Annotated in this window: 18 protein-coding genes; 6 read left to right on the top strand and 12 right to left on the bottom strand. The window is 48.4% G+C overall.

The features are described 5' to 3' along the window. Positions 1 to 6: 6 nt before the first annotated feature. Positions 7 to 1,017, top strand: a complete 1,011-nt coding sequence (locus E4K71_RS17715) for an ArsJ-associated glyceraldehyde-3-phosphate dehydrogenase (RefSeq protein ID WP_135081867.1) — start codon at positions 7 to 9, stop codon at positions 1,015 to 1,017. Then, positions 1,014 to 2,237 carry an organoarsenical effux MFS transporter ArsJ gene (gene arsJ / locus E4K71_RS17710; protein ID WP_135081866.1) on the top strand — a complete coding sequence of 408 codons (1,224 nt, stop codon included), beginning with the start codon at positions 1,014 to 1,016 and terminating at the stop codon, positions 2,235 to 2,237. The genes E4K71_RS17715 and arsJ overlap by 4 nt, the downstream gene beginning before the upstream one ends. Before the next feature lie 54 nt (positions 2,238 to 2,291). Here the strand turns inward: arsJ and E4K71_RS17705 are convergent, their stop codons facing one another. Together E4K71_RS17705 and E4K71_RS17700 are read right to left on the bottom strand one after the other, a co-directional pair. Then, entirely contained in the window at positions 2,292 to 2,531 is a 240-nt protein-coding gene (locus E4K71_RS17705; RefSeq protein ID WP_135081865.1) for a hypothetical protein, read from the bottom strand. Between the two features lie 47 nt (positions 2,532 to 2,578). Continuing rightward, positions 2,579 to 3,241 (bottom strand): fumarylacetoacetate hydrolase family protein, encoded by a 663-nt coding sequence (locus E4K71_RS17700; RefSeq protein WP_135081864.1) that lies wholly within the window; start codon positions 3,239 to 3,241, stop codon positions 2,579 to 2,581. A gap of 88 nt (positions 3,242 to 3,329) precedes the next feature. Here E4K71_RS17700 and E4K71_RS17695 point away from each other — a divergent pair, with 88 nt between their 5' ends. Beyond that, entirely contained in the window at positions 3,330 to 3,791 is a 462-nt protein-coding gene (locus tag E4K71_RS17695; RefSeq protein WP_135081863.1) for a MarR family transcriptional regulator, read from the top strand. A 12-nt stretch (positions 3,792 to 3,803) separates the two neighbouring features. Here E4K71_RS17695 and E4K71_RS17690 read toward each other — a convergent pair whose 3' ends face one another. Together E4K71_RS17690 and E4K71_RS17685 are read right to left on the bottom strand one after the other, a co-directional pair. Then, positions 3,804 to 5,237 carry an AAA family ATPase gene (locus tag E4K71_RS17690; RefSeq protein WP_135081862.1) on the bottom strand — a complete coding sequence of 478 codons (1,434 nt, stop codon included), beginning with the start codon at positions 5,235 to 5,237 and terminating at the stop codon, positions 3,804 to 3,806. Between the two features lie 100 nt (positions 5,238 to 5,337). Further along, entirely contained in the window at positions 5,338 to 5,670 is a 333-nt protein-coding gene (locus E4K71_RS17685) for a hypothetical protein (protein ID WP_135081860.1), read from the bottom strand. Positions 5,671 to 5,747: 77 nt separating this feature from the next. On the opposite strand from E4K71_RS17685, the gene E4K71_RS17680 reads away from it, so the two are divergent. The 3 genes from E4K71_RS17680 to E4K71_RS17670 all read left to right on the top strand — a co-directional run bounded on the left by E4K71_RS17680 (position 5,748) and on the right by E4K71_RS17670 (position 8,965). Then, entirely contained in the window at positions 5,748 to 6,329 is a 582-nt protein-coding gene (locus tag E4K71_RS17680; RefSeq protein WP_135081858.1) for a hypothetical protein, read from the top strand. 95 nt (positions 6,330 to 6,424) lie between these two features. After that, entirely contained in the window at positions 6,425 to 7,678 is a 1,254-nt protein-coding gene (locus E4K71_RS17675) for a response regulator (protein WP_135081856.1), read from the top strand. 21 nt (positions 7,679 to 7,699) lie between these two features. Further along, complete coding sequence (locus tag E4K71_RS17670; RefSeq protein WP_135081854.1) at positions 7,700 to 8,965, top strand: response regulator; 1,266 nt, start codon at positions 7,700 to 7,702, stop codon at positions 8,963 to 8,965. An 81-nt stretch (positions 8,966 to 9,046) separates the two neighbouring features. Here the strand turns inward: E4K71_RS17670 and lpdA are convergent, their stop codons facing one another. The 8 genes from lpdA to E4K71_RS17630 form a co-directional block, all read right to left on the bottom strand. Further along, on the bottom strand, positions 9,047 to 10,450 hold the full coding sequence (gene lpdA / locus E4K71_RS17665; RefSeq protein ID WP_135081852.1) for a dihydrolipoyl dehydrogenase: 1,404 nt from the start codon (positions 10,448 to 10,450) through the stop codon (positions 9,047 to 9,049). Between the two features lie 82 nt (positions 10,451 to 10,532). Next, on the bottom strand, positions 10,533 to 12,143 hold the full coding sequence (odhB, locus tag E4K71_RS17660; protein WP_135081850.1) for a 2-oxoglutarate dehydrogenase complex dihydrolipoyllysine-residue succinyltransferase: 1,611 nt from the start codon (positions 12,141 to 12,143) through the stop codon (positions 10,533 to 10,535). A 17-nt stretch (positions 12,144 to 12,160) separates the two neighbouring features. Next, positions 12,161 to 15,100 (bottom strand): 2-oxoglutarate dehydrogenase E1 component, encoded by a 2,940-nt coding sequence (locus E4K71_RS17655; RefSeq protein WP_135081848.1) that lies wholly within the window; start codon positions 15,098 to 15,100, stop codon positions 12,161 to 12,163. A 108-nt stretch (positions 15,101 to 15,208) separates the two neighbouring features. Further along, positions 15,209 to 16,081 (bottom strand): succinate--CoA ligase subunit alpha, encoded by an 873-nt coding sequence (gene sucD, locus E4K71_RS17650; RefSeq protein ID WP_135081846.1) that lies wholly within the window; start codon positions 16,079 to 16,081, stop codon positions 15,209 to 15,211. 1 nt (position 16,082) lies between these two features. Further along, positions 16,083 to 17,282, bottom strand: a complete 1,200-nt coding sequence (gene sucC / locus E4K71_RS17645) for an ADP-forming succinate--CoA ligase subunit beta (RefSeq protein WP_135081845.1) — start codon at positions 17,280 to 17,282, stop codon at positions 16,083 to 16,085. 107 nt (positions 17,283 to 17,389) lie between these two features. Next, on the bottom strand, positions 17,390 to 18,352 hold the full coding sequence (gene mdh, locus E4K71_RS17640) for a malate dehydrogenase (protein WP_135081843.1): 963 nt from the start codon (positions 18,350 to 18,352) through the stop codon (positions 17,390 to 17,392). A gap of 477 nt (positions 18,353 to 18,829) precedes the next feature. Beyond that, the gene (zapE, locus tag E4K71_RS17635) at positions 18,830 to 19,951 is read right to left on the bottom strand and encodes a cell division protein ZapE (RefSeq protein WP_135081840.1); all 1,122 of its coding nucleotides are present in this window, start codon (positions 19,949 to 19,951) and stop codon (positions 18,830 to 18,832) included. 192 nt (positions 19,952 to 20,143) lie between these two features. Continuing rightward, positions 20,144 to 21,583: a methyl-accepting chemotaxis protein gene (locus E4K71_RS17630; protein ID WP_167730684.1), complete on the bottom strand. Its 1,440-nt coding sequence runs from the start codon at positions 21,581 to 21,583 to the stop codon at positions 20,144 to 20,146. Between the last annotated feature and the right edge of the window lie 255 nt (positions 21,584 to 21,838).

Genomic DNA, 21,838 nt, shown 5'->3' with positions numbered 1-21,838 from the left:
AAAGACATGACCTTAAGAGTTGCCATCAACGGGTTTGGCCGTATGGGGAAACTGGTTTTACGTGCAGGCTGGAACACGCCGGGTATTGAATTTGTTCATATCAATGAGCCAAAAGCAGGGTTGGAATGTGCCGCTCATTTGCTGCAATTTGATACCGTACATGGCAGATGGGATCATGAGGTTTCCACCAGAGACAACAAGATGATCATTGATGGAAAAGAATTGTCATTCAGTGAAGAAACAGCCCCTGATGCCCTCAATTGGGGGGAACTGGGTATTGATCTTTTGCTGGAATGTTCAGGCAAATACCGCACTGATGAATTGCTGCAGCCTTTCTTTGATACAGGGGTGAAAAAGGTTCTGGTGGCCTGCCCCGTTAAAACAGATGGGGCACTGAACTTGGTCTATGGAGTGAACGAACACCTTTATCAGGCCGATACACACAATATCATCACAGCAGCTTCCTGTACGACAAACTGTATTGCGCCAGCCATTAAGGTGCTGCATGAAAAAATCGGGATTGAGCGGGGCTCTTTCACCACCATTCATGATTTGACCAATACACAGGTGATCGTTGATAGCCCCCATAAAGACTTGCGTCGGGCACGTTCCGGGGTCAATTCACTGGTGCCAACCACAACCGGGTCAGCCACCGCTGTCGCCGTAATCTATCCGGAACTGAAAGGCAAGCTGGACGGCCATGCGGTGCGCGTGCCGCTACTGACCGGATCACTCACCGACTTTGTATTTGAAATGAAGCGTGAAATCACCGCTGAAGAAGTCAATACCTTGTTTGAAGAAGCCGCCAAGGGAGAATTAAAAGGCATCCTTGGTTTTGAGAAACGACCGCTGGTTTCAACCGATTTCACCACCGATGCCCGCTCCGTCATTGTGGATGGGCCAAGTACAGTGGTGGTCGATGGCACCCATTTGAAGGTTTATCTCTGGTACGATAACGAGTGGGGTTATGTGAACCGCATGATGGACATTGCTAAAATGATTGCCAAAAAACCATGACCCGTGATCTGAAAAATTATGCCTGCATAACAGCCAGCTATTGGGGCTTTACCCTGTCTGACGGGGCTTTGAGGATGTTGGTGTTGCTGCACTTTCATCATTTGGGCTACACGCCGCTGGACTTGGCTTTTCTCTTCCTTCTTTATGAAGCCATGGGGATTGTCACCAATTTTATCGGCGGCTGGATCGGTGCGCGTTTCGGCCTGCGCCTGACCCTGTTTGCAGGTTTAACGATTCAGATCATTGCTCTTTCCATGCTGTCGATGTTGCAGGATGGCTGGGCACTTTCCCTATCCGTTGCCTATGTCATGGGCGCACAAGCCCTAAGCGGCGTCGCCAAGGACTTGACAAAAATGTCCTCCAAAAGCGCTGTCAAACTGGTAGTGGCTGATGAAGGATTGCTGTTTAAATGGGTCTCGCTTCTGACCGGATCAAAAAATGCCCTGAAAGGGGTAGGGTTCTTCCTTGGTGGGGTCTTACTGGAAGTTCTGGGCTTTCAGATGGCCCTTTGGTCCATGGCAGGTGCCCTTGCCCTTATTTTGATCTTTGCCGTTGCCGCCGTTCAAGGAGAACTGGGCAAAGCCAAATCCAAGATCACCGGCAAAGACCTGTTTTCCAAATCCCGGGAGATCAACATTCTCTCTTTTGCGCGGATTTTCCTGTTTGCTTCACGCGATGTCTGGTTTGTGGTGGGGGTACCGATTTTCTTTGCTGAAAAGCTTGGCTGGTCCTTTGATGAAATCGGCCTGTTCATGGCGGCCTGGATTGTAGGCTACGGTATTATTCAGGCCGCTGTTCCCAAAATCACACGCAAAACCACAGATGCCCCAAGCGGAGCACGCGCTGCCACAGCTTGGGGCTTTATATTGTTTATTCTGCCTGCCAGTCTGGCAGCAGCTTGCCATTATTATCCTGACTATATCACCTGGACTTTGATCTCTGGCCTTCTGCTTTTTGCATTGGTTTTTGCGGTTAATTCATCCGTCCATTCTTTCTTGATTGTGGCTTATAGTGATGCCGACAAAGTATCCTTAAGCGTCGGGTTTTATTATATGGCCAATGCGGTTGGGCGTTTGCTCGGTACATTGCTGTCCGGACTGGTCTATCAAATGGCCGGATTGGAAGCCTGTCTGGCTGTTTCTGCCCTTATGGTCCTGATTGCCGCAAGCAGTGTAATGTTCTTACCAAAGAAAGAAACTGGCGCGTCACCCCCGGCTTGATCGGGGATCTTCTCCAAATTGAAAAAAGCTCCCCGCCTGCGCGAAGCCCTCCCCCTAATTCACAGGCACATAGCCAAGTTTCCGCATGCAGGTTGCCACCAGTTTCTTTTGTTTCTTGCCCACATCATAAAGCCGCATCTGCTCATCATAATGATTAAGCCCTTGATCGGCATGATAGCGCTTGTTTAGGCTCAAATGTTTATCCACAGCACGTTTGCAGCGATTTTGGTCATTGCGCCATTGTGAAGACGGGATGGTTTTATGCTGCCAATAGGTCGGCGTCGATGCGCCCATACAACCACTTACAAAAAGAAGCAGTGAAAATATAATCAACGCACGCATCAGACCAACTTCACCGTAAAATCAGACAAACCTTCAATCTGGCAGCTCATGACATCACCTTTTTCAACGGCGCCGACACCTGCTGGCGTGCCTGTAAAAATAATGTCACCGGGTAATAAAACGTCATAGCCATTCAAATGATCCATAATTTCACGCACATTATAGATCATTTGATTAAGGTTTCCTGCTTGACGCACCTCACCATTCACAGACAGGCTAATCGCCCCTTCAGTCATCTCGCCTATTTTATCAAAGGGGGTGAGCTGTGAAACCGCTGCAGCGCCTGTGAAGTTTTTCGATGTATCCCACGGCATGGCGTTTTTCTTGGCTTCGGCCTGAATATCGCGTTTGGTGAAATCAATACCGATGCCATAGCCAAAAATCTCAGCCCCCTCCCCCAAGGCAACGACCAGTTCAACCTCATAGTGCAGGTCCTGCGTTGCCAATGGATAGTCGATGGAAACTTCATCACGTCCGCCAACCACTGCATGGGCGGACTTGGAAAAGAATTTGGGTTTGACCTTTTGCGGATCGCCCCCCATTTCGCGGATATGGTCGCCATAATTCTTCGCCACACAATGAACACGGCGAATGGGAAACAGCGCATCACTGCCTTGGATATCTAAAGCTGGCGGGGTCCATAACGGCAGAACATAGGTCATAAAAAAACTCCAAGGCTGGACAGATGGAAAATCGGATTATATGTTGGTCTTCATAACATTTATTGTCAAACCATCTTAGAGGTTTTTGGTGTCTGATCTTGGTGTAAAAAATCAAAAAACAAACATTGGCCCATTGAATGATTTAATGACGTATCACCTGCGCCGTGCACAGGTCACATCATTCAATAATTTCACAGACGCCATGAAAGAAACCCAGATCACACCGGGACAATTCGGTGTTCTCACCCTGATTGCCAGTAACGAAGGCATGTCACAATCTGCGGTGGCCCGCTCCCTTGGTGTGGAACGTTCCACAATGGTAGCTGTGATTGACGGGTTAGAAAACCGTGGTCTTGTCTTGCGTAAACCTTCCCCAACAGATCGTCGTTCCAATGCACTGGAACTTAGCGATGATGGCCGTGCCTTGTTTGAACGCAGCCTTGAACTGGCAAAAAACAGTGATCGGGTGACAACAGGGGCACTAAGTGATGAAGAAGCCATCCAACTGGTGACGCTTCTGCGCAAAATGAACAGCGCCGCCGGACTGTAAAAACGTAAAAAACTACCCTAGTTCATTGACCAGCCCATAGGCATATAGACTGGCCGGCATAGATTGAATACGCACGTGGCGATGATAGCCTGTGCGCACCATATTGTGGGTCAACAGCAAGGTATTTTCTTCACCGTTACAATTAAGACGGACAAATTCCGTCACAGTTTGCGGGCCTTCACCAAAGCCGGATAATTTCTGTGACCAGTCCATTTCAATGATCAGGTTGGGTTCTGGTGCGCGTTGTTTTTGGGTCGCCAGACTGGCATATCCGACAAGATCAATCTTGCCACCACGCCAACTGGCATATGCCAGTGCCGCAATACGCCCCGGCGTGCCCAGCCATTGGCTGTAAACCGCTGTTTCCACCAAACGTTCATAGACCTCATCACCGGGCAGAACGGGACCAAACAGGGCGGCATACCAGCTCGGTGATGTGATAAAGACCTTAAAGGCAACAGCGCGCTGAAAACGTTTGGCATTTTTATCCACCCGATGTAACCGCCGGATCAACCATGCAGACTCAAGAAAGTCGAGATATTTACGCAATGTATTTTTGGCAATTTTCGTTTCACGCGCCAATTCTTCAATACTGACTTCCAATCCTGTATTATACGCCAGCAAGGAAAACAGATGAGATAGACCTTTCAGGTCATTGATCCCGTAAAAAGAAGCCGTATCCTTATGCAACAAACGGTCAATCAGGCCATCACGCACAAACAAAGGAGAGGGTGCGCCCTGGGTTTTGCCCAGCACACTTTCAGGAAAGCCACCATAGTTGATGTAATAGTTAAACTCTTTATTCAGCATGCCCAAATTTGCCTGATTAAAGGCCAGTTTATGCTGGGCCGGGTCCCCGCCAAATAATTCCTGTTCACGACTGCGAAAACGTAAAAATTCAGCAAAACAAACCGGAGGCAGAACCGCAAGGTCAAAACCGGGGTCTTTTTCTTCCATCTCTTCAGGTAAAGGGGCACCGGCAGATGTCACACCGACCAGGCGAACTTGCGGAAAATCTGCCGCAATTTTTTCCAGTGTCTCGCGCCAATCCGGGATATATTGCAATTCATCCAAAAACGCATAGAGAGTTTTCCCTCCTGCGCTGTCGGCATTACGTTGAACAAATAAATTCAGGACTTCTTTTAAACCCACATCCCAATAAGTCGGCGTCCCTAAGGAAGCCAATAAAATATGGCGCGGCGATGTTCCTTGTTCGATCAAGCGCGCAACCATCTGACGCACCATCACTGTTTTGCCACATCGTCGTGGCCCGGTCAGGACAACAGCCCGACCCGCGTCCCCGGTTTCAATTTTCTGGGCGAAATCTCTGAAAAAAAGTCTCTTGGGGGGCAATTTGAATTTTTGTGGGGCCTGTTCATCCAAGGCCCACCACGGGTTGTCGAATAACAGTCGATTCTTAACTGCCTCCACCCCGTACGTCTGCATGCTGTTTCCCCAATCTTTCGTATTTTTATCTCTTTAGAGTCTCAAGAGAATACGCTGGCTTCTAGCTAAGCGCAAGTTATTGATCTTAGAAAAACGTCCTTTACAGGCAACGATTATACCTTTTGAGAAAAGCTTCGTGTTCTTGTTGTAATTTCTTGTATTTCAATATTTTGAAACAAATGGGCACGACCATCACAAGGCAACAAAAAAACCCAACACCCCATAAAAAGCCAAGAGCTATCAACACATTCCCAACCATAGGCCAAATGATCAAGATCACTGGACAGATCAGAAGGTAAAGGTAAAAGCCCATAGAAATCCCAGCACAATATAAAAGAGAATTCATGTGATAACGCAGGCTTTCTTCCAGCTGGTGATGTTCTTCACTGGCAAAAATAAGGCGTAAGTTTTCATCACAAATCGGCAGGTTCATTGCTCTTTCCTTTTCTTTGGCTCAGCCTGTCTGTACTATGAAAAGGATAGGACAAACTTTTAAAGGCCGCTGTGAACGTGCGCACACCGTCTCACCATCTTCCCCTTTCCACCAAAATCGGCTTCTTGCTGGGCTGGCTTTTCTTTGGGTTGGCTTTTTTATTAGCCGCTGCCGAAGCGGTCATGGGGCGCAGTTTCATCACATCGACCAATGACTTGCTGGTTGCGCTGATTCCCGGCAAATGGATTGCCTTTAAACTGCGTTATGATTCCGTTCTTCTCGATATTTTATTACAAACAGCCTTTCAGCTACCCGGCTGGTTGCTTGCTGGAATTCCCGCAGGCTTTCTAATCTGGACATGTCGTCCCCATCGCGAAGAACTGGACCCGGAACTTTACGATTCCCTGACAACCTTTGACCGACTGGCAGAACTCGCCAAAGAAGACCAAGCCCTTGATGATGATCCGACCTTTCAGGAATATCATTTGGAAGATTACGACGATGACCTGCATCGCGAAGACGTCAAATCTGCCAAAGAATATATGAAAGACTGGTATCCCGACCCTGTTGAAGAGGATGAAGAGCCTGCTCACGGCCCTTATGAACGTATGGACAAGGCCCGTGAGAAAATGTCGATCCCTTTTGATAAACTGTCTTAGACTTAGGGCTTGAGAGTTTTATCAATTGCGATAACCCCTTAATTTTTGTAGTCTTTATTCAATTCAAAATAAAAAAGTGCGCTAAAGGTAATCTAATGTCTGAGATTTTATTGGTTGAAGATGCCCGGTTTTTTCGAACCGTGCTAAAATCTCAAATTGAAGGCAGCTTCGGCTATAATGTTACAGCCGTTGAAACATATGGGGAAGCGGTCAAAAAACTCACCTCAGGCGAACACCAATATGACCTTGCCTTGCTGGATTTAAACTTACCGGATGCGCCCAATGGTGAAATTGTCGATGCTGTCGCAGGTATGTCGATTCCCTCCATTATTTTTTCCGGATCGTTTAGCGAAGAAATTCGCGATATGCTGGAGCGGCCTAATATCATTGACTATGTGGTCAAAGACAGTCCTGCCAGCCTGAACTATGTCCTCAATACAGTTGATCGTTATTTTAAAAACAGTCACTGCAAGGTGCTGGTGGTTGATGATTCACGCGTGGCGCGCAGACATATGGTTTCCTTGCTGCGCCAGTTCAATTTTAATGTTCTCAGTGCTGAAAACGGACAGGATGCCCTTAAACTCTTTAGCGAACATCGTGATATCCGACTGATCATCACCGACTATAATATGCCGGACATGCAAGGCGTTGATGTCTGCAAGCGCATCCGGGCAAAGAAAAACCGTGATGAAGTTTGTATCATCGGGGTATCGGCCTATGGCACCCATGCGATTTCCGCACAATTCTTAAAGGCCGGTGCCAGTGATTTTCTGGTCAAACCCTTTCTGACAGAAGAATTTTTCTGCCGCATCACCTTGAATATGGATGCGCTGGACAAGGTTCATGAACTGGATGAACTGGTCCACACCGACCTTATTACCCAGTTAAAAAACCGTCGTTTCCTGGAAGAAAACTACAAAAAGATCACCAAACGGGCACAGGAACTGGAACAAACTGTGGTCTGTGCCTTTTTTGAACTGGATGACTTTAAAGCTTTTAACGACGAATATGGCAGCGATGCCGGTGACGCCATCTTGTTTATGCTGGCGCGTGATTTTGAAAAAGCCTTTAAACAAAAAGGACTGATTACCAGATATGGGGGAAGTCAGTTCTGCCTGATAGGGACAACAGAAAGTGCAGGCGATTATATTGAACTTGTCCAAAAAGTACATGATGCCCTGACAGCCAAAAGCTTTGTCTTTAGTGAAAAAGAACTGAAAACAACTTTCACCACCTGTTTGTGCACGGCAAAAGGTGAAAACACAGACCATATCATCACCCAAGCCAAACAAGGCATTAATGATGCGAAAAAACAACTGCGCGGGTGTTTTTTCCGTGCAGATTCTTAAGGAATAGATAAAGAGCGAGTTATGGACGAAGAGGTCAAACCAATCGAAATCTTGCTTGTTGAAGACGCGAAATTTTATCGTTCCGTCATCAAAAGCCAACTTGAAAAACAACTGGGGTTCCACGTTACCTGTGCAGAAACTTTTCAGGAAGCCGAGAAAATTCTTGAACAAAATAGTGAAAACTTCTTTCTGGCCCTGCTTGACCTGAACTTGCCAGATGCGCCGGATGGAGAAATCGTTGAGTATGTCATGAAAAAGAATATCCCGTCTGTGGTATTCTCCGGCCATTTCAACGAAGAAATGCGCGATGATCTCATGTCCAAAAAGATCATTGATTATGTGCTCAAAGACAGTCCCGCCAGCATTGAATATGTGATTGCCACTGTAAAACGGCTTTATCAGAATCAGTTTGTCAAAGTGCTGCTGGTCGATGATTCCAAAACAGCCCGCTACCAAATGCGTGAACTGCTGACCCGTTATAAGTTTCAGGTTGTTGAAGCCAATGATGGCTTGCAAGGGCTGAAAGCGCTGGAAGAAAACCCGGATGTGAAGCTTGTCATTACTGATTACAACATGCCCAATCTGGACGGGTTTGAATTTACCAAAAAGATCCGCACGCAATATTCAAAACGCGAACTTTCCGTTATCGGTGTGTCCACCTATGGCAACCACGCTCTTTCGGCCAAATTTATTAAGGTTGGGGCCAATGACTTCATTACAAAACCATTCCTGAATGAAGAATTCTTCTGCCGTGTGACCCAAAATGTCGAAATTATCGACTATATCAACGCCATGAAAAATTCTGTCATTACTGATTATCTGACAGGTTTGCGCAATCGTCGCTATTTCTATCAACGTGGTGCCGCCATGTTCCAAGAATCCATGGAAGGCAATGGCTATCTCATCTGTGCCTTGATGGATATTGATGGATTGAAAAGGGTGAACGATACCTACGGCCATGATTGTGGGGATGAAGTCTTGCGCCACGTGGCAAAGACCTTGCGCCAACGTTTTGCCAATATCGGTGTGATTACGCGATTTAACGGTGGGGAATTTTGCGCCATCATGTATCGCGAAAGTACCGAAGACAGCATCGAATTTTTCGAAGCCATGCGCAATGATATCGAAAATGCCCCGCTGCACTATAACAATCAGGCCATTACCTGCACCATCAGCATGGGTGTTACCTGGCAGAATACGGAAAACCTGGATGATCTGGTCAACCTGTCCGAACGTTTCCTTGCCAAAGCCAAGGAGACAGGGGGTAATCAGGTCATTGTCGGTTAAAGTCTTTGGCTGAAAGGCATTAAAAAAGCTCCCTTGATCATAATCAAAGGGAGCTTTTCTTTTAGATCTTATGGCCCTGTCTTAAGAGTGGATCGCACGCTTATCAACAGCCAGTGCTGCCTCTTTCACAGCTTCCGGCAGACCTGGGTGGCCGTGGCATGTACGGGCGATATCTTCAGCAGAACCACCGAATTCCATGGCCTGAACCACTTCCTGGATCAAATCACCACCGTGTGGGCCAAAGATATGACAACCCAGAACGCGGTCTGTTGTTTTATCAGCCAGAATCTTCACGAAACCCTCGCTATCGCCATTGGCCAAGGCACGACCGTTGGCTGTGAAGGGGAATTTCCCTTTCTTATAAGCCACACCGTCTGCTTTAAGCTGCTCTTCTGTTTTACCAACACCAGCTACTTCCGGATGGGTGTAAACGATACCCGGGATCACGTCATAGTTCACGTGACCTGTTTGACCAGCCAGCATTTCAGCAACAGCAACACCTTCTTCCTCAGCCTTATGTGCCAGCATCAAACCGCCCACAACGTCACCGATGGCAAAGATACCGGCAACATTTGTTTGCAGATCATGATCCACCTTAACAAAACCGCGCTCATCCATGTCAACGCCAACTTCGGCCAGACCAAGATTGTCTGTGTACGGGCGACGACCGATGGAAACGAGACATGCATCTGCTTTCAGCTCTTCAGACTCACCGCCTGCTGCTGGTTCCATTGTCAGGGTCACAGATGTTTTGGCTTTCTTCGCCGCTGTCACTTTTGTGCCCAGTTTAAATTTCAGGCCCTGCTTTTCCAGTGATTTTTGCGCCGCTTTACGCAGTTCGCCATCCATGCCCGGCAGGATACCGTCGAGGAATTCGATCACAGTGACTTCAGCACCGAGACGGTTCCAAACAGAACCCAGTTCCAGACCGATGACACCACCGCCGATAACAGCCAGTTTCTTCGGTACTTTCGGCAATTCCATCGCACCTGTGGAAGACAACATGACTTTTTCGTCAATTTCCAGGAACGGCAATGTTGCCACGTCAGAACCTGTTGCGATCACAATGTTTTCAGACTTGAGAACTTCTTCACCGCCAGCGTTCAAAGAAACAGTCACTTCATCAGCGCCTGTCACTTTACCTTCACCAACGATATATTTGACTTTGTTTTTCTTCATCAGGAACTCAACACCCTGAGTCAGTTGCTTCACAACGCCATCTTTGCGTTCCAGCATTTTATCAAGGTCAAGTTTTGGTGTGACCTTGATGCCGTGGTCTGCCATTTCATGTGCAGCCATTTCATAAAGATGTGTGGACTGCAACAGGGCCTTGGCTGGGATACAGCCAACGTTCAAACACGTACCGCCCAATGTGCCGCGTTTTTCCACGATGGCCGCCTTCAAACCCAACTGTGCTGCACGAATGGCACAAACATAACCACCCGGACCACCACCGATGACAACAACGTCAAAATTGTCACTCATATTCAAATTCCTTGAAATTAAAATTTATAAAAAAGGCGGGAGCCAACATAGTGGGTTGGTCCCGCCTCAATATCAATCTGCCTTAAGCGTCCAGCAGGATGCGTTGCGGATCTTCGAGGCACTCTTTAACGCGTACCAGGAAGGAAACCGCCTCACGACCGTCAATGATACGGTGATCATAAGACAGGGCGAGATACATCATCGGGCGTGCCTGGATGGAACCATCCGGCATTACCATCGGACGCATTTGCGTTTTGTGCATACCCAAAATAGCAGACTGCGGACGGTTCAGGATCGGTGCAGACAGCAAGGAACCAAACACACCACCGTTAGAAATAGTGAAGGTCCCCCCCATCATTTCGTCCATCTTCAGCTCGCCGCTACGTGCGCGCTTACCGAAGTCCACAATGTCGCCTTCGATCTGTGCCAGTGATTTTTCGTCACAATCACGTACAACCGGCACAACCAGACCTGTTGGAGAACCAACAGCGATGCCCACGTCATAGTGGTTTTTGTATACGATATCGTCACCGTCGATCTCAGCATTTACGGCTGGCCATTCACGCAGTGCAGTCACACATGCTTTTGTGAAGATACCCATGAAGCCAAGCTTCACGCCGTGTTTCTTCTCAAAGCCATCTTTATACTGCTTGCGCATTTCCAGAACGCCTGTCATGTCGACTTCGTTCCAGGTTGTCAGAATAGCCGCTGTATTTTGTGCTTCTTTCAAGCGAGACGCGATCACTTTACGCAGACGTGTCATTTTCACACGTTCTTCACGCGGGCCTTCTGGGCGCGGTGGGATCATCGCACCGTTCGGTGTAGAAGAAGCAGGAGCCGCAGCAGGCGCTGCCGCCGGGGCAGGAGCTGCTTTTGGTGCTGGGGCCGGAGCCGCAGCTGCCGCTTTGTCTTTTTCAGCCTGACCGCTGTTGATGTAAGCCAGAACGTCACCTTTAACCAGACGACCGTCTTTACCCGTTGCCGGGATTTTAGAAGCGTCCAAACCGTTGTCATTGACCAGCTTGCTAACAGCTGGGCTTAGCGGATGTGCCGTATTCGCCGCTGCTGCTGGTGCAGAGGCAGCCGGGGCAGAAGACGCAGCAGCAGGTGCCGCAGCAACAGCGCCCGCTGTGGCGCCAACGGCCACACGTGCAACAACCTGACCAACTTCAACGTCAGTGTCTTCTGCAACAACGATTTCAGTCACAACGCCAGCAACCGGTGAAGGCAGTTCAGCTGTTACCTTATCGGTTTCAACTTCACACAGACCTTCGTCAACGGCAACTTCGTCACCAACTTTCTTCAGCCAGCTTGCAACGGTACCTTCGGTGATGGATTCACCCAGGTTTGGGACAACGATGTCAACGACTTCGCCTGTGCCGCCAGATGCAGCCGGGGCAGCAGCAGCCGGAACTTCAGCTGCTGCGGCAGGGGCCGCAGGCGCTGCTGCTTCACCAGCTTCACCAACCATACAAAGAACAGCACCAACTTCAACATCCGTGTCATCTTGTGCAACGATTTCTACCAATGTACCTGCAACCGGGCTCGGTACTTCGACAGTTACTTTATCTGTTTCCAGCTCAACAAGCGGTTCGTCAACTGCGACGCTATCGCCAATGTTCTTGAGCCACTTTGAGACCGTACCTTCAGATACGGACTCACCCAACGCGGGAACAGTGATTTCTGTGGCCATTTGTTTCCTCACAAATTCTATAGTTTAGATGCAGCCATTTTGGTCTCACGAGCAAATGGTGTCGGCAGTTCGTCGAACTTGCCGCCCAATGCGTCCTGGACCAGGAACTGTTGTTCAGCAACATGGACTTTATTAAGACCTGTTGCAGGTGATGCAGATGCTTTACGACCGGAATAGCCCGGCAGACCACCCTTCATACCCATTTCTTGGCAGATATAAACCAAGCGAGGGAAGACAAAGGACCAGTAGCCCATGTTGGACGGCTCTTCCTGACACCAGACCAGCTCAGCATTCGGATATTTCGCCAACTCTTCCTTGATGGACTCTTTCGGCCATGGGTAGAGTTGCTCAACACGAACGATGGCAACATCGTCGATGCCTTTGTCACGGCGTTCTTGCAGCAGGTCGTAGTAAACTTTACCTGTACACAGAACGACGCGTTTGACCTTGTCATTTGCAGCCAGTTGATCTGTTTCACCAATCACGCGCTGGAACGCGGACCCTGTTGTGAAATCGGCCAATGTGCTTTGACACAGTTTGTGACGCAGCAAAGATTTCGGCGTGAAGATCACCAACGGTTTACGGAAGTTACGTGAAACCTGACGGCGCAACGCGTGGAAATAGTTCGCAGGCGTTGTCAGGTTACAAACTTGCCAGTTGTCTTCGGCACAAAGTTGCAGGTAACGCTCAGGACGCGCAGAAGAGTGTTCCGGACCCTGACCTTCAAAACCGTGCGGCAGAAGCATTGTCAAACCAGACAGACGCAACCATTTGGATTCACCAGAACAAACAAACTGGTCGATCATCATTTGAGCACCGTTGGCAAAATCACCAAACTGCGCTTCCCACATGACCAGTGAATTTGGTTCTGCCAGTGAGTAACCATATTCAAAGCCCAGAACAGACAATTCGATCAGCGGGCTGTCGATAACTTCATAGTCACCTTGGCCTTCACGAATGTTGTTCAGCGGACGATAACGCTCTTCACTCTCCTGATCCACGATCACAGAGTGACGTTGAGAGAATGTACCGCGACCACAGTCCTGACCAGAGAGGCGAACCTTACGGTTTTCAACCAGCAACGAACCAAAGGCCAGGGCTTCACCTGTCGCCCAATCGATCCCTTCACCGGTTTCGATCATTTTGGACTTGGCTTTGAGCTGACGCAGAACCTTCTTGTTTACATTGAACTTGTCCGGTGCAGTTGAGATGGCTTTGCCCACTTCGTTGAGGACTTCCTCAGATACAGAAGTATCTTCGTTGCGGAATTCTTCCTCGCCTTTCGCGTTGGCCATGCCTTCCCATTTGCCTTCAAACCAGTCGGCTTTGTTCGGCTTATAGGCGTTGCCCGCTTCAAATTCTTCTTCCAGACGACCTTTGAAGTCATCATAGATGTCTTGAACTTGCTGTTCTGTCAGAACTTTTTCAGCAACCAGACGTGACGCATAAAGCTCACGTGTTGTCTTTTGCTCTTTGATCACCTTGTACATATGTGGGTTGGTGAACATCGGCTCGTCAGATTCGTTATGACCGTGACGGCGATAACAGAACATGTCGATAACAACGTCTTTGCCAAATTCCTGACGGTATTCAGTTGCAATACGTGCCACGTGAACCACAGCTTCTGGATCATCCCCATTAACATGGAAGATCGGCGCCTGAACCATTTTGGCAACGTCAGACGGATACTGGCTTGAGCGTGAATAATGCGGTGCCGTTGTGAAACCGATCTGGTTGTTCACAATGATGTGCATTGTGCCGCCGACTTCATACCCACGAAGACCGGACATTGCGTGACCTTCCGGTACGATACCCTGACCGGAATAAGCCGCATCGCCATGCAGCAACAGCGGCATAACTTGATTGCGTTTTTCATCACCCAGCTGTTCCTGCTTGGCACGAACCTTACCGGCAACAACCGGGTTCACCAGTTCGAGGTGAGACGGGTTGGCTGTCAAGGACAGGTGAACCGTATTACCATCAAATTCACGATCAGCCGATGTACCGAGGTGGTATTTCACATCACCAGAACCTTCGACGTCATCCGGGTTGGATGAATTCCCCTGGAATTCAGAGAACAGGGCGCGGAACGGCTTGTGCATCACGTTGGTCAGAACGTTGAGGCGGCCACGGTGTGGCATACCCAGAACAACTTCTTTCAAGCCGAGCTGTGCGCCGCGCTTAAGAATTTGTTCCATGGCCGGGATGAGAGACTCACCACCTTCAAGGCCAAAACGTTTTGTACCTGTATATTTCTTATCAAGGAACTGCTCAAAACCTTCTGCTTCGGTCAGGCGTTCCAAAATGGCCGTCTTGCCTTTGACTGTAAAGTCAGACTGGTTTTCGGAGGTTTCAATGCGACGCTGGATCCAGGCTTTTTCTTCCGGCTCCTGAATGTGCATGAATTCGACACCGATATGACGGCAGTATGTTGCTTTAACTTTTTCAACGATTTCGCGCAGTGTGGCTGTTTCCAGACCGAGAACGAAATCAATAAAAATTGGACGATCCATATCGGCATCTTCAAAGCCGTAGGATTTCGGGTCCAATTCAGGGTGATAGTTATTCCCTTCAATACCCAACGGATCAAAGCGAGCAATCAAATGACCACGAACACGGTACGATCGGATCAACATCAATGCACGAATAGAGTCCAATGTGGCTGCGCGAATGGCATCGTCATCGACCTGTGCATATGCCGCCCCCGGCTGAGGCTGGGGCTTGGCAACCGGGGCTGTAACAGAGCTTACACCCGTATTAACAACACCGTGGCTCGGTTTGTTCCAACTTGGACCGCTCAGGTTCTGGAGTGCTTCCAGACCCTCTTCGCGCAATCCGGAGAAGAAGGACACCCAGCTCTGATCAACAGAGGATGGGTCCTTCATGTAACGTGCATACAATTCTGCCAAATAGACAGTATTGTTGCCGTTCAGGACTGATTCAGGGGTATCAACCATATTTTTTTACTTTTCCCTAGAGGAGTGCGGGCTTGTCTCTTAAACGGACAAGACCCGCAACTCTATCTCCCAAAATAGGACTTGGACGTTTCCACGTACCAAAAATGATTAGCCGAGAAGCTTAACCATTGTGCTACCGATAGAAGCTGGAGAGTCTGCAACAGCAATACCTGCAGAACGCATAGCTTCCATTTTCGCATCAGCAGTACCTTGACCACCGGAAATGATGGCACCAGCGTGGCCCATACGTTTGCCCGGAGGTGCAGTAACACCCGCGATAAAGCCAACAACCGGCTTCTTCACTTTGGACTGCTTGAGGAACTCACAAGCTTCTTCCTCAGCTGTACCGCCGATTTCACCAATCATGACGATAGATTCTGTTTCATCATCGCCCAGGAACATGTCCAGACAGTCGATGAAGTTTGTACCGTTCACCGGGTCACCGCCGATACCGATACAAGTGGACTGACCCATGCCAGCAGCCGTTGTTTGTGCAACAGCTTCATAAGTCAGTGTACCGGAACGAGAAACGATACCAACAGAACCACGCTTGTGGATGTGGCCCGGCATGATGCCGATTTTACATTCACCCGGTGTGATCACACCCGGGCAGTTCGGACCGACAAGGCGAGTTTTGGAGTTAGCCAAAGCGCGTTTCACTTTAACCATATCCATCACCGGAATACCTTCCGTGATACAAACAGCCAGTTCGATTTCTGCGTCGATCGCTTCCAAGATCGCATCAGCTGCGAACGGTGGCGGAACGTAGATTACAGAAGCGTTTGCATCAGTTGCTTCACGTGCGTCTGCAACCGTGTCAAAAACCGGCAGGTCCAAGTGCTTGGAACCACCTTTGCCCGGTGTTACACCACCGACCATGTTTGTGCCGTAAGCAATCGCTTGTTCAGAGTGGAAAGTACCTTGTGCGCCAGTGAAACCTTGGCAGATGACTTTGGTATCTTTGTTAATAAGAACGGCCATGTTATGCAGCCTCCTTCACGGCTTTCACGACTTTCTCAGCCGCGTCAGCAAGGTTATCAGCAGTGATGATCGGCAGACCGGATTCAGACAGAATCTTCTTGCCTTGTTCAACGTTTGTACCTTCAAGACGTACAACCAGCGGCACGTTCAGGGATACTTCGCGGGCAGCAGCAACAACACCGTCAGCGATCACGTCACAACGCATGATACCACCGAAGATGTTTACCAGAATGCCTTCAACGTTCGGATCAGACAGGATCAGTTTGAACGCTTCAGTTACGCGTTCTTTCGTCGCCCCGCCACCAACATCGAGGAAGTTAGCCGGCTCACCGCCGTACAGTTTAATGATGTCCATTGTGCCCATTGCAAGGCCGGCACCGTTCACCATACAACCGATTGTACCGTCGAGTTTGATGTAGTTGAGGTCGTGCTTGGAAGCTTCCAGTTCCATTGCATCTTCTTCGTCTTCGTCGCGCATTTCAGAAACGGCTTTTTGACGGTAAAGAGCGTTAGAATCGAAGTTCATTTTCGCATCAAGTGCAACCAGCTCATCATCACCAGTTACGACCAGCGGGTTGATCTCAACCATAGACGCGTCCAGCTCAACGAAAGCTTTGTACATAGCAGCCAGCAGCTTGGAGCAAGACTTAACTTGTGCACCAGACAGGCCCAGACCAAAAGCAACCTGGCGTGTGTGGAAAGGCATGATGCCTGTAGCCGGGTCGATAGAAACAGTCAGGATTTTTTCAGGAGTAGCTTCAGCCACTTCTTCAATGTCCATGCCGCCTTCTGTAGAAGCCATGATTGTTACGCTGTCAGTTGCGCGGTCAACCAGGAACGCCAGGTACAGCTCAGAACGGATGTCACAACCGTCTTCGATGTAAACGCGCTTAACTTCTTTACCTTCTGCACCAGACTGGTGAGTTACCAGTGTGTTGCCCAGCATTTGTGTTGCGTTAGCTTCAACGTCGTCAACAGACTTAACAACGCGAACACCACCAGCTTCACCAGCAGCGTCTTCTTTAAATTTACCTTTACCACGGCCACCGGCGTGAATTTGTGATTTCACAACAAAAACCGGACCACCGAGTTTTTCTGCTTCAGCACGAGCTTCAGCAGGAGTGTAAGCAACACCACCCGCGAGTACGTTTACACCGTACCCTTTGAGAAGCTGCTTAGCCTGATATTCATGAATATTCATTCTTTGCTTTGCCTCAAGTTTTGAGAAAACTGTCTCTTTTGAAAATCCTAGACATTTCCCTACAAAGGAACGGGGCGACGTTTATCGCCACCCCGGTTTAGCGCTGATTACTCAGCTTTAGCCATTTGCTCTTTAGTCGCTTCAATCAAGCCTTTAACAGCGTTGACTGAATTGTCGAACATAGCTTGTTCTTCTTCGTTCAGGTCGATTTCGACAACTTCTTCGATACCGTTCGCACCGATGATTGTCGGAACACCTACGTAGATGCCGTCCTGACCGTATTTGCCGTCAACCCAAGCTGCACAAGGCAACAGGCGACGCTGATCTTTCAGGTAAGATTCTGCCATTTGGATTGCAGAAGACGCCGGAGCGTAGAACGCAGAACCCGTTTTCAGCAGACCAACGATTTCGGCACCGCCGTCACGTGTACGCTGAACGATTTCGTCCATTTTCTCACGAGTTGTCCAACCCATTTTGATCAGATCCGGAACCGGAATACCAGCAACAGCAGAGTAACGCTCCAGCGGTACCATTGTGTCGCCGTGACCGCCCAGAACGAATGCAGTTACGTCTTCAACAGAAACGTTGAATTCTTCTGACAGGAAGTAGCGGAAACGTGCAGAATCCAGTACGCCAGCCATACCCACAACTTTGTTGTGCGGCAAACCAGAAACTTCGCGCAGTGCCCAAACCATCGCGTCCAGCGGGTTTGTAATACAGATAACGAAAGCGTCCGGTGCGTATTGCTTGATGCCTTCACCAACAGATTTCATAACAGAAGCGTTGATGCCGATCAGGTCGTCACGGCTCATGCCGGGTTTCCGCGGAACCCCTGCAGTAACGATAACAACGTCTGCACCTTCGATGTCTTTATAGTCAGTTGTACCTGACATAGATGCGTTGAAACAATCAACAGGAGATGATTCAGCGATATCCAGGCCCTTACCCTGCGGAATGCCGTCTGCAATGTCGAAAAGGACAACATCGCCCAGTTCTTTCAGACCTGCCAGGTGAGCCAGTGTGCCGCCGATGTTACCAGCGCCGATTAACGCAATCTTGTTCCGTGCCATGGAGAATTTTCCCTCGATCCGGTTAATTAAATAAAGCTGAACTTTGCCCTAAAATGATCTAAGACGAAAGTCCAAAAACCCGTCCGAGCTTAGTAACGTGATTCTTGACTAAGAGCAAGGATTGTTTCGAAAAACCGCCCTGCTTAACCCCGCAGAAACCCTAGCGTTTAGCCCTGAGTGGTCTTACCATGAAGGGATCGCAATGCTCAAAACTGGCCTGAAATTTTCGCAAAGCCAGAGAACCTCTGGGGTTTAATAATATTTCAAGAAAAAATGCTGTGCTGCAACATAAACAGCCTGTGGTGATACCATGCACCCCTTGCATGCACCTACCCATAATTACGCATGCGCGAATCTGCTGTTATGTGATGAATGCACAGCAGGGATTCGCTTTATGCAACAGGTTACGTCGTCCTCAACTGGAGTGGGGACCTTTATCTCAAGAAGAATGAGATCCCCGCATGCGCGAAGATGACCCTAAGTCAAATGTTGGGCACTGAGATAGTCTTCAGATTGCATTTCCATCAGGCGAGAGACGGTGCGCTGAAATTCAAAGGAACCATCACCTTCAGGATACAGTTTTTCCGGTCGTGCGGCAGCAGAGCAAACCAGCTTGACCTTATGCTCGTAAAGCGCGTCAATCAAATTGACGAAACGTTCCGCCTCATTGCGATTTTGTGGAGACAGAAGCGGGATGGCCTCGATAAAGATCACATCAAACAGAGTTGCCAATTCCAGATAGACATTGGCTCCATAGGGTTTCATGCACAAATCGCCAAAGGTAAAATAGGCAATCTTTTCATAGACTTTGGGAACATCAATCTTGCGTGATTTGATAATGACATAATCATTTTTGGCTTGGCCTTCAGTCATCTGTTCGAACTGTTCAAAGAGCTGGTCACGGCTTTCCATATCCAGTGGATAGAAATAGGTTTGCTCACCACTTTCACGACCCAAGCGGTAATCGCGCGGGCTTTCCAGCTCCATCACATCCAGCTTTTCCTTGATCATATCAATGAACGGCAGGAAACGTTCACGTTGCAAACCATCCTTATAAAGATCATCAGGCACTCGATTGGAGGTCGAAACAATCACAACCCCATTTGCAAACAAAGTCTCAAACAAACGACCCAAGATCATGGCATCCGCAATGTTATTGACCTGAAATTCATCAAAACATAAAAGCCAAGCCTCACTGGTCAGCTCTTTTGCCAAGACAATGATGGCATCTTCTTTTTTATCGAGTTTCTTTTCACGAATATCTTTGAGCCGTTCATGGACTTCGCGCATGAACTCATGGAAATGCACCCGGCGCTTGGCCTGAACCGGCGCATCTTCAAAGAATAAATCCGTCAGCATCGACTTGCCACGTCCAACTTCACCATAGATATAAAGTCCTTGTGGTGGTGTTGGCGCTTCTTTTCGCCGCCCTAAACCAAAACGGGCACGCCAGCCGGTTTCCCCACTATCGGGTTCATAGGATTTTAAAGCATGATGGAGAAGTTGCAGTTTCTCAACCGCCAGCTCTTGGGCAGGGTCCGCATGGATTGAGCCTTCACGCAACAATTCACGATAATTGTGCATTGGTCCTTCAACCATGTTTTCCCCTCTTTAAGTATTCTCAAGTTACTTAAATACTTAAAGCATTTCCCGGAAAGGATACAAATAAAAAGTGGACCTGCATTTTCATACAAATCCACTTTTAGTGTTCTAGGGTCATCCTCGCGGATGCGGGGATCTTATTCCTCATGGGACAAAGATCCTCAGTCAAGCTGAGGATGACGTTGTGAATTACAGTTTATAACCGCTACGCATACCGCCCCAGTGTTTGCCTTTCACCCAGATCGGGGCAGACACATCTTTCATCATCACAAAGGTCCCACCGCCCATATCACGACGATATGCCTGAACAAGGAACGGCTTTTCATTGCGACCTGCGGCCAAGCCAACACGATCATTAAAGATCATGCGATTGCGGGAATTGGCTGTGTTATATTCCACATCCCCACGTTTTTGCGGCTTGGAAAAATTCGTATTATGCACCGGCAAATAACCGTTGGTATCCACACAGGCTGCAAAGACAAATTTTTCATGAGATGCCTGAACCGGGTCCTGGATTGCAGGCAAATATTTATCCAGAAAGGTCAGCGCCTTGTTGGTATATTGCGTCGGATTTGAGCCTTCGACCTTGATGTAATTGCGATCAAACAAGTCTTCCATGGTGATTTCACCACGGGCAATTCCATCTTCAAAGAGCTGAGAAACTGTAGCAGCCCCATCCACCAATTGCTTGATGAAGAAACTGTCGACTGTTTCCACACCCAACTGGTTGGTCAACTGGATCAAATCTGCCCCAAAATCACGCAGCTTGCTGATCCGCTCGTTACAGCCCGTCAGGTCTTTGCGGTTTTCTTCGGCACGCAGAGACATTTCTTCCAGCTGGGTGACAACACCATCCACATGGGAATCAATTGATGAAGTTGCCTGATTAATATTGATCAATTCACCATCGACCATACCAATCGCATCCCCCACCAGATTGATGGCGTCCCCAATATCCTTGGTTCCAGCCTGAGCTTCTGCCGCGTTGCGCACACCACGGGCACTTTCACCCATCAGCAGTTCAACCTGTGTGCCCAGATCTTCCAGTGTCTGGTCAATTTGTTCTGTGGCCTTGGCTGTTTGACCGGCAAGGTTCTTTACCTCAGATGCCACCACGGCGAACCCTTTGCCTGCCTCACCCGCACGCGCAGCCTCAATCGTTGCATTCAATGCCAGCAAATTGGTTTGTGACGCAATTTTTTGAATCACACCGGAGACACTGCGCACTTCTTCAAGCGCACCATTCAACCCTTTAAGCCGTTCTTCAATATCGCGCACAAAATCAACAAGATTTTGAATATTCCCTAAAGAAACTTCGACTTTATCGCGCGATTGCGTCACATCACGATTGGCTTTTTCAGCGACTTCCAATGATGTCTGTGCGGCGGCAGCAATTTCGTTTTTGACTTGCGCCATAGCCGCGGCAGCTTCGCGAACCAGATTAAAACTGTCAGTTTGTTTGTTAATCCGCGCAGTTACATCTTCAATATTTCCGGCAACGTCAGCAATTTCAATAACGATATCACCAGCGTCTACGGCAATCTTTTGGATGACTTCTGCGACTTGAGCGTCAAATTCTTGCTTGGTGGCAAAATCCGATGCCTTATTTGCGACGGTTGCGTCGTTCACAATTATCCTCCCTAGAACTAGCGGTCCCATTTTTGGGTACTACGCCACTGTAAAAATGCGCTTTTTTCACTTTCATTGCAACAACTATAAAACGATAAAGCTATAGTGTTTTAGTATAATGTACGCAATTTTCACGAAGACATCCTCCCCCCAAATAGAGGAGAGAAGTGCATTTTTATAGTATCGAATATGTTGCGTAAAAGCTAACAAAGCCTTATACCAAGCTCGGTTTTCTTAAAAATTTAAGTGATTCAC

Origin of the sequence: Terasakiella sp. SH-1, assembly GCF_004564135.1 — a bacterium.
Classification (GTDB): domain Bacteria; phylum Pseudomonadota; class Alphaproteobacteria; order Rhodospirillales; family Terasakiellaceae; genus Terasakiella.
This window is presented reverse-complemented; position numbering and strand designations above follow the sequence as displayed.

Coding starts and splice junctions, on each gene's coding strand:
- E4K71_RS17685 (WP_135081860.1), bottom strand. CDS start 5,670: ATGAACCTGCCGATTTGTGATGAAAACTTACGCCTTATTTTTGCCAGT.
- sucD (WP_135081846.1), bottom strand. CDS start 16,081: ATGGCCGTTCTTATTAACAAAGATACCAAAGTCATCTGCCAAGGTTTC.
- mdh (WP_135081843.1), bottom strand. CDS start 18,352: ATGGCACGGAACAAGATTGCGTTAATCGGCGCTGGTAACATCGGCGGC.
- E4K71_RS17715 (WP_135081867.1), top strand. CDS start 7: ATGACCTTAAGAGTTGCCATCAACGGGTTTGGCCGTATGGGGAAACTG.
- E4K71_RS17655 (WP_135081848.1), bottom strand. CDS start 15,100: ATGGTTGATACCCCTGAATCAGTCCTGAACGGCAACAATACTGTCTAT.
- zapE (WP_135081840.1), bottom strand. CDS start 19,951: ATGGTTGAAGGACCAATGCACAATTATCGTGAATTGTTGCGTGAAGGC.
- arsJ (WP_135081866.1), top strand. CDS start 1,014: ATGACCCGTGATCTGAAAAATTATGCCTGCATAACAGCCAGCTATTGG.
- sucC (WP_135081845.1), bottom strand. CDS start 17,282: ATGAATATTCATGAATATCAGGCTAAGCAGCTTCTCAAAGGGTACGGT.
- E4K71_RS17670 (WP_135081854.1), top strand. CDS start 7,700: ATGGACGAAGAGGTCAAACCAATCGAAATCTTGCTTGTTGAAGACGCG.
- odhB (WP_135081850.1), bottom strand. CDS start 12,143: ATGGCCACAGAAATCACTGTTCCCGCGTTGGGTGAGTCCGTATCTGAA.
- lpdA (WP_135081852.1), bottom strand. CDS start 10,450: ATGAGTGACAATTTTGACGTTGTTGTCATCGGTGGTGGTCCGGGTGGT.
- E4K71_RS17690 (WP_135081862.1), bottom strand. CDS start 5,237: ATGCAGACGTACGGGGTGGAGGCAGTTAAGAATCGACTGTTATTCGAC.
- E4K71_RS17705 (WP_135081865.1), bottom strand. CDS start 2,531: ATGGGCGCATCGACGCCGACCTATTGGCAGCATAAAACCATCCCGTCT.
- E4K71_RS17700 (WP_135081864.1), bottom strand. CDS start 3,241: ATGACCTATGTTCTGCCGTTATGGACCCCGCCAGCTTTAGATATCCAA.
- E4K71_RS17675 (WP_135081856.1), top strand. CDS start 6,425: ATGTCTGAGATTTTATTGGTTGAAGATGCCCGGTTTTTTCGAACCGTG.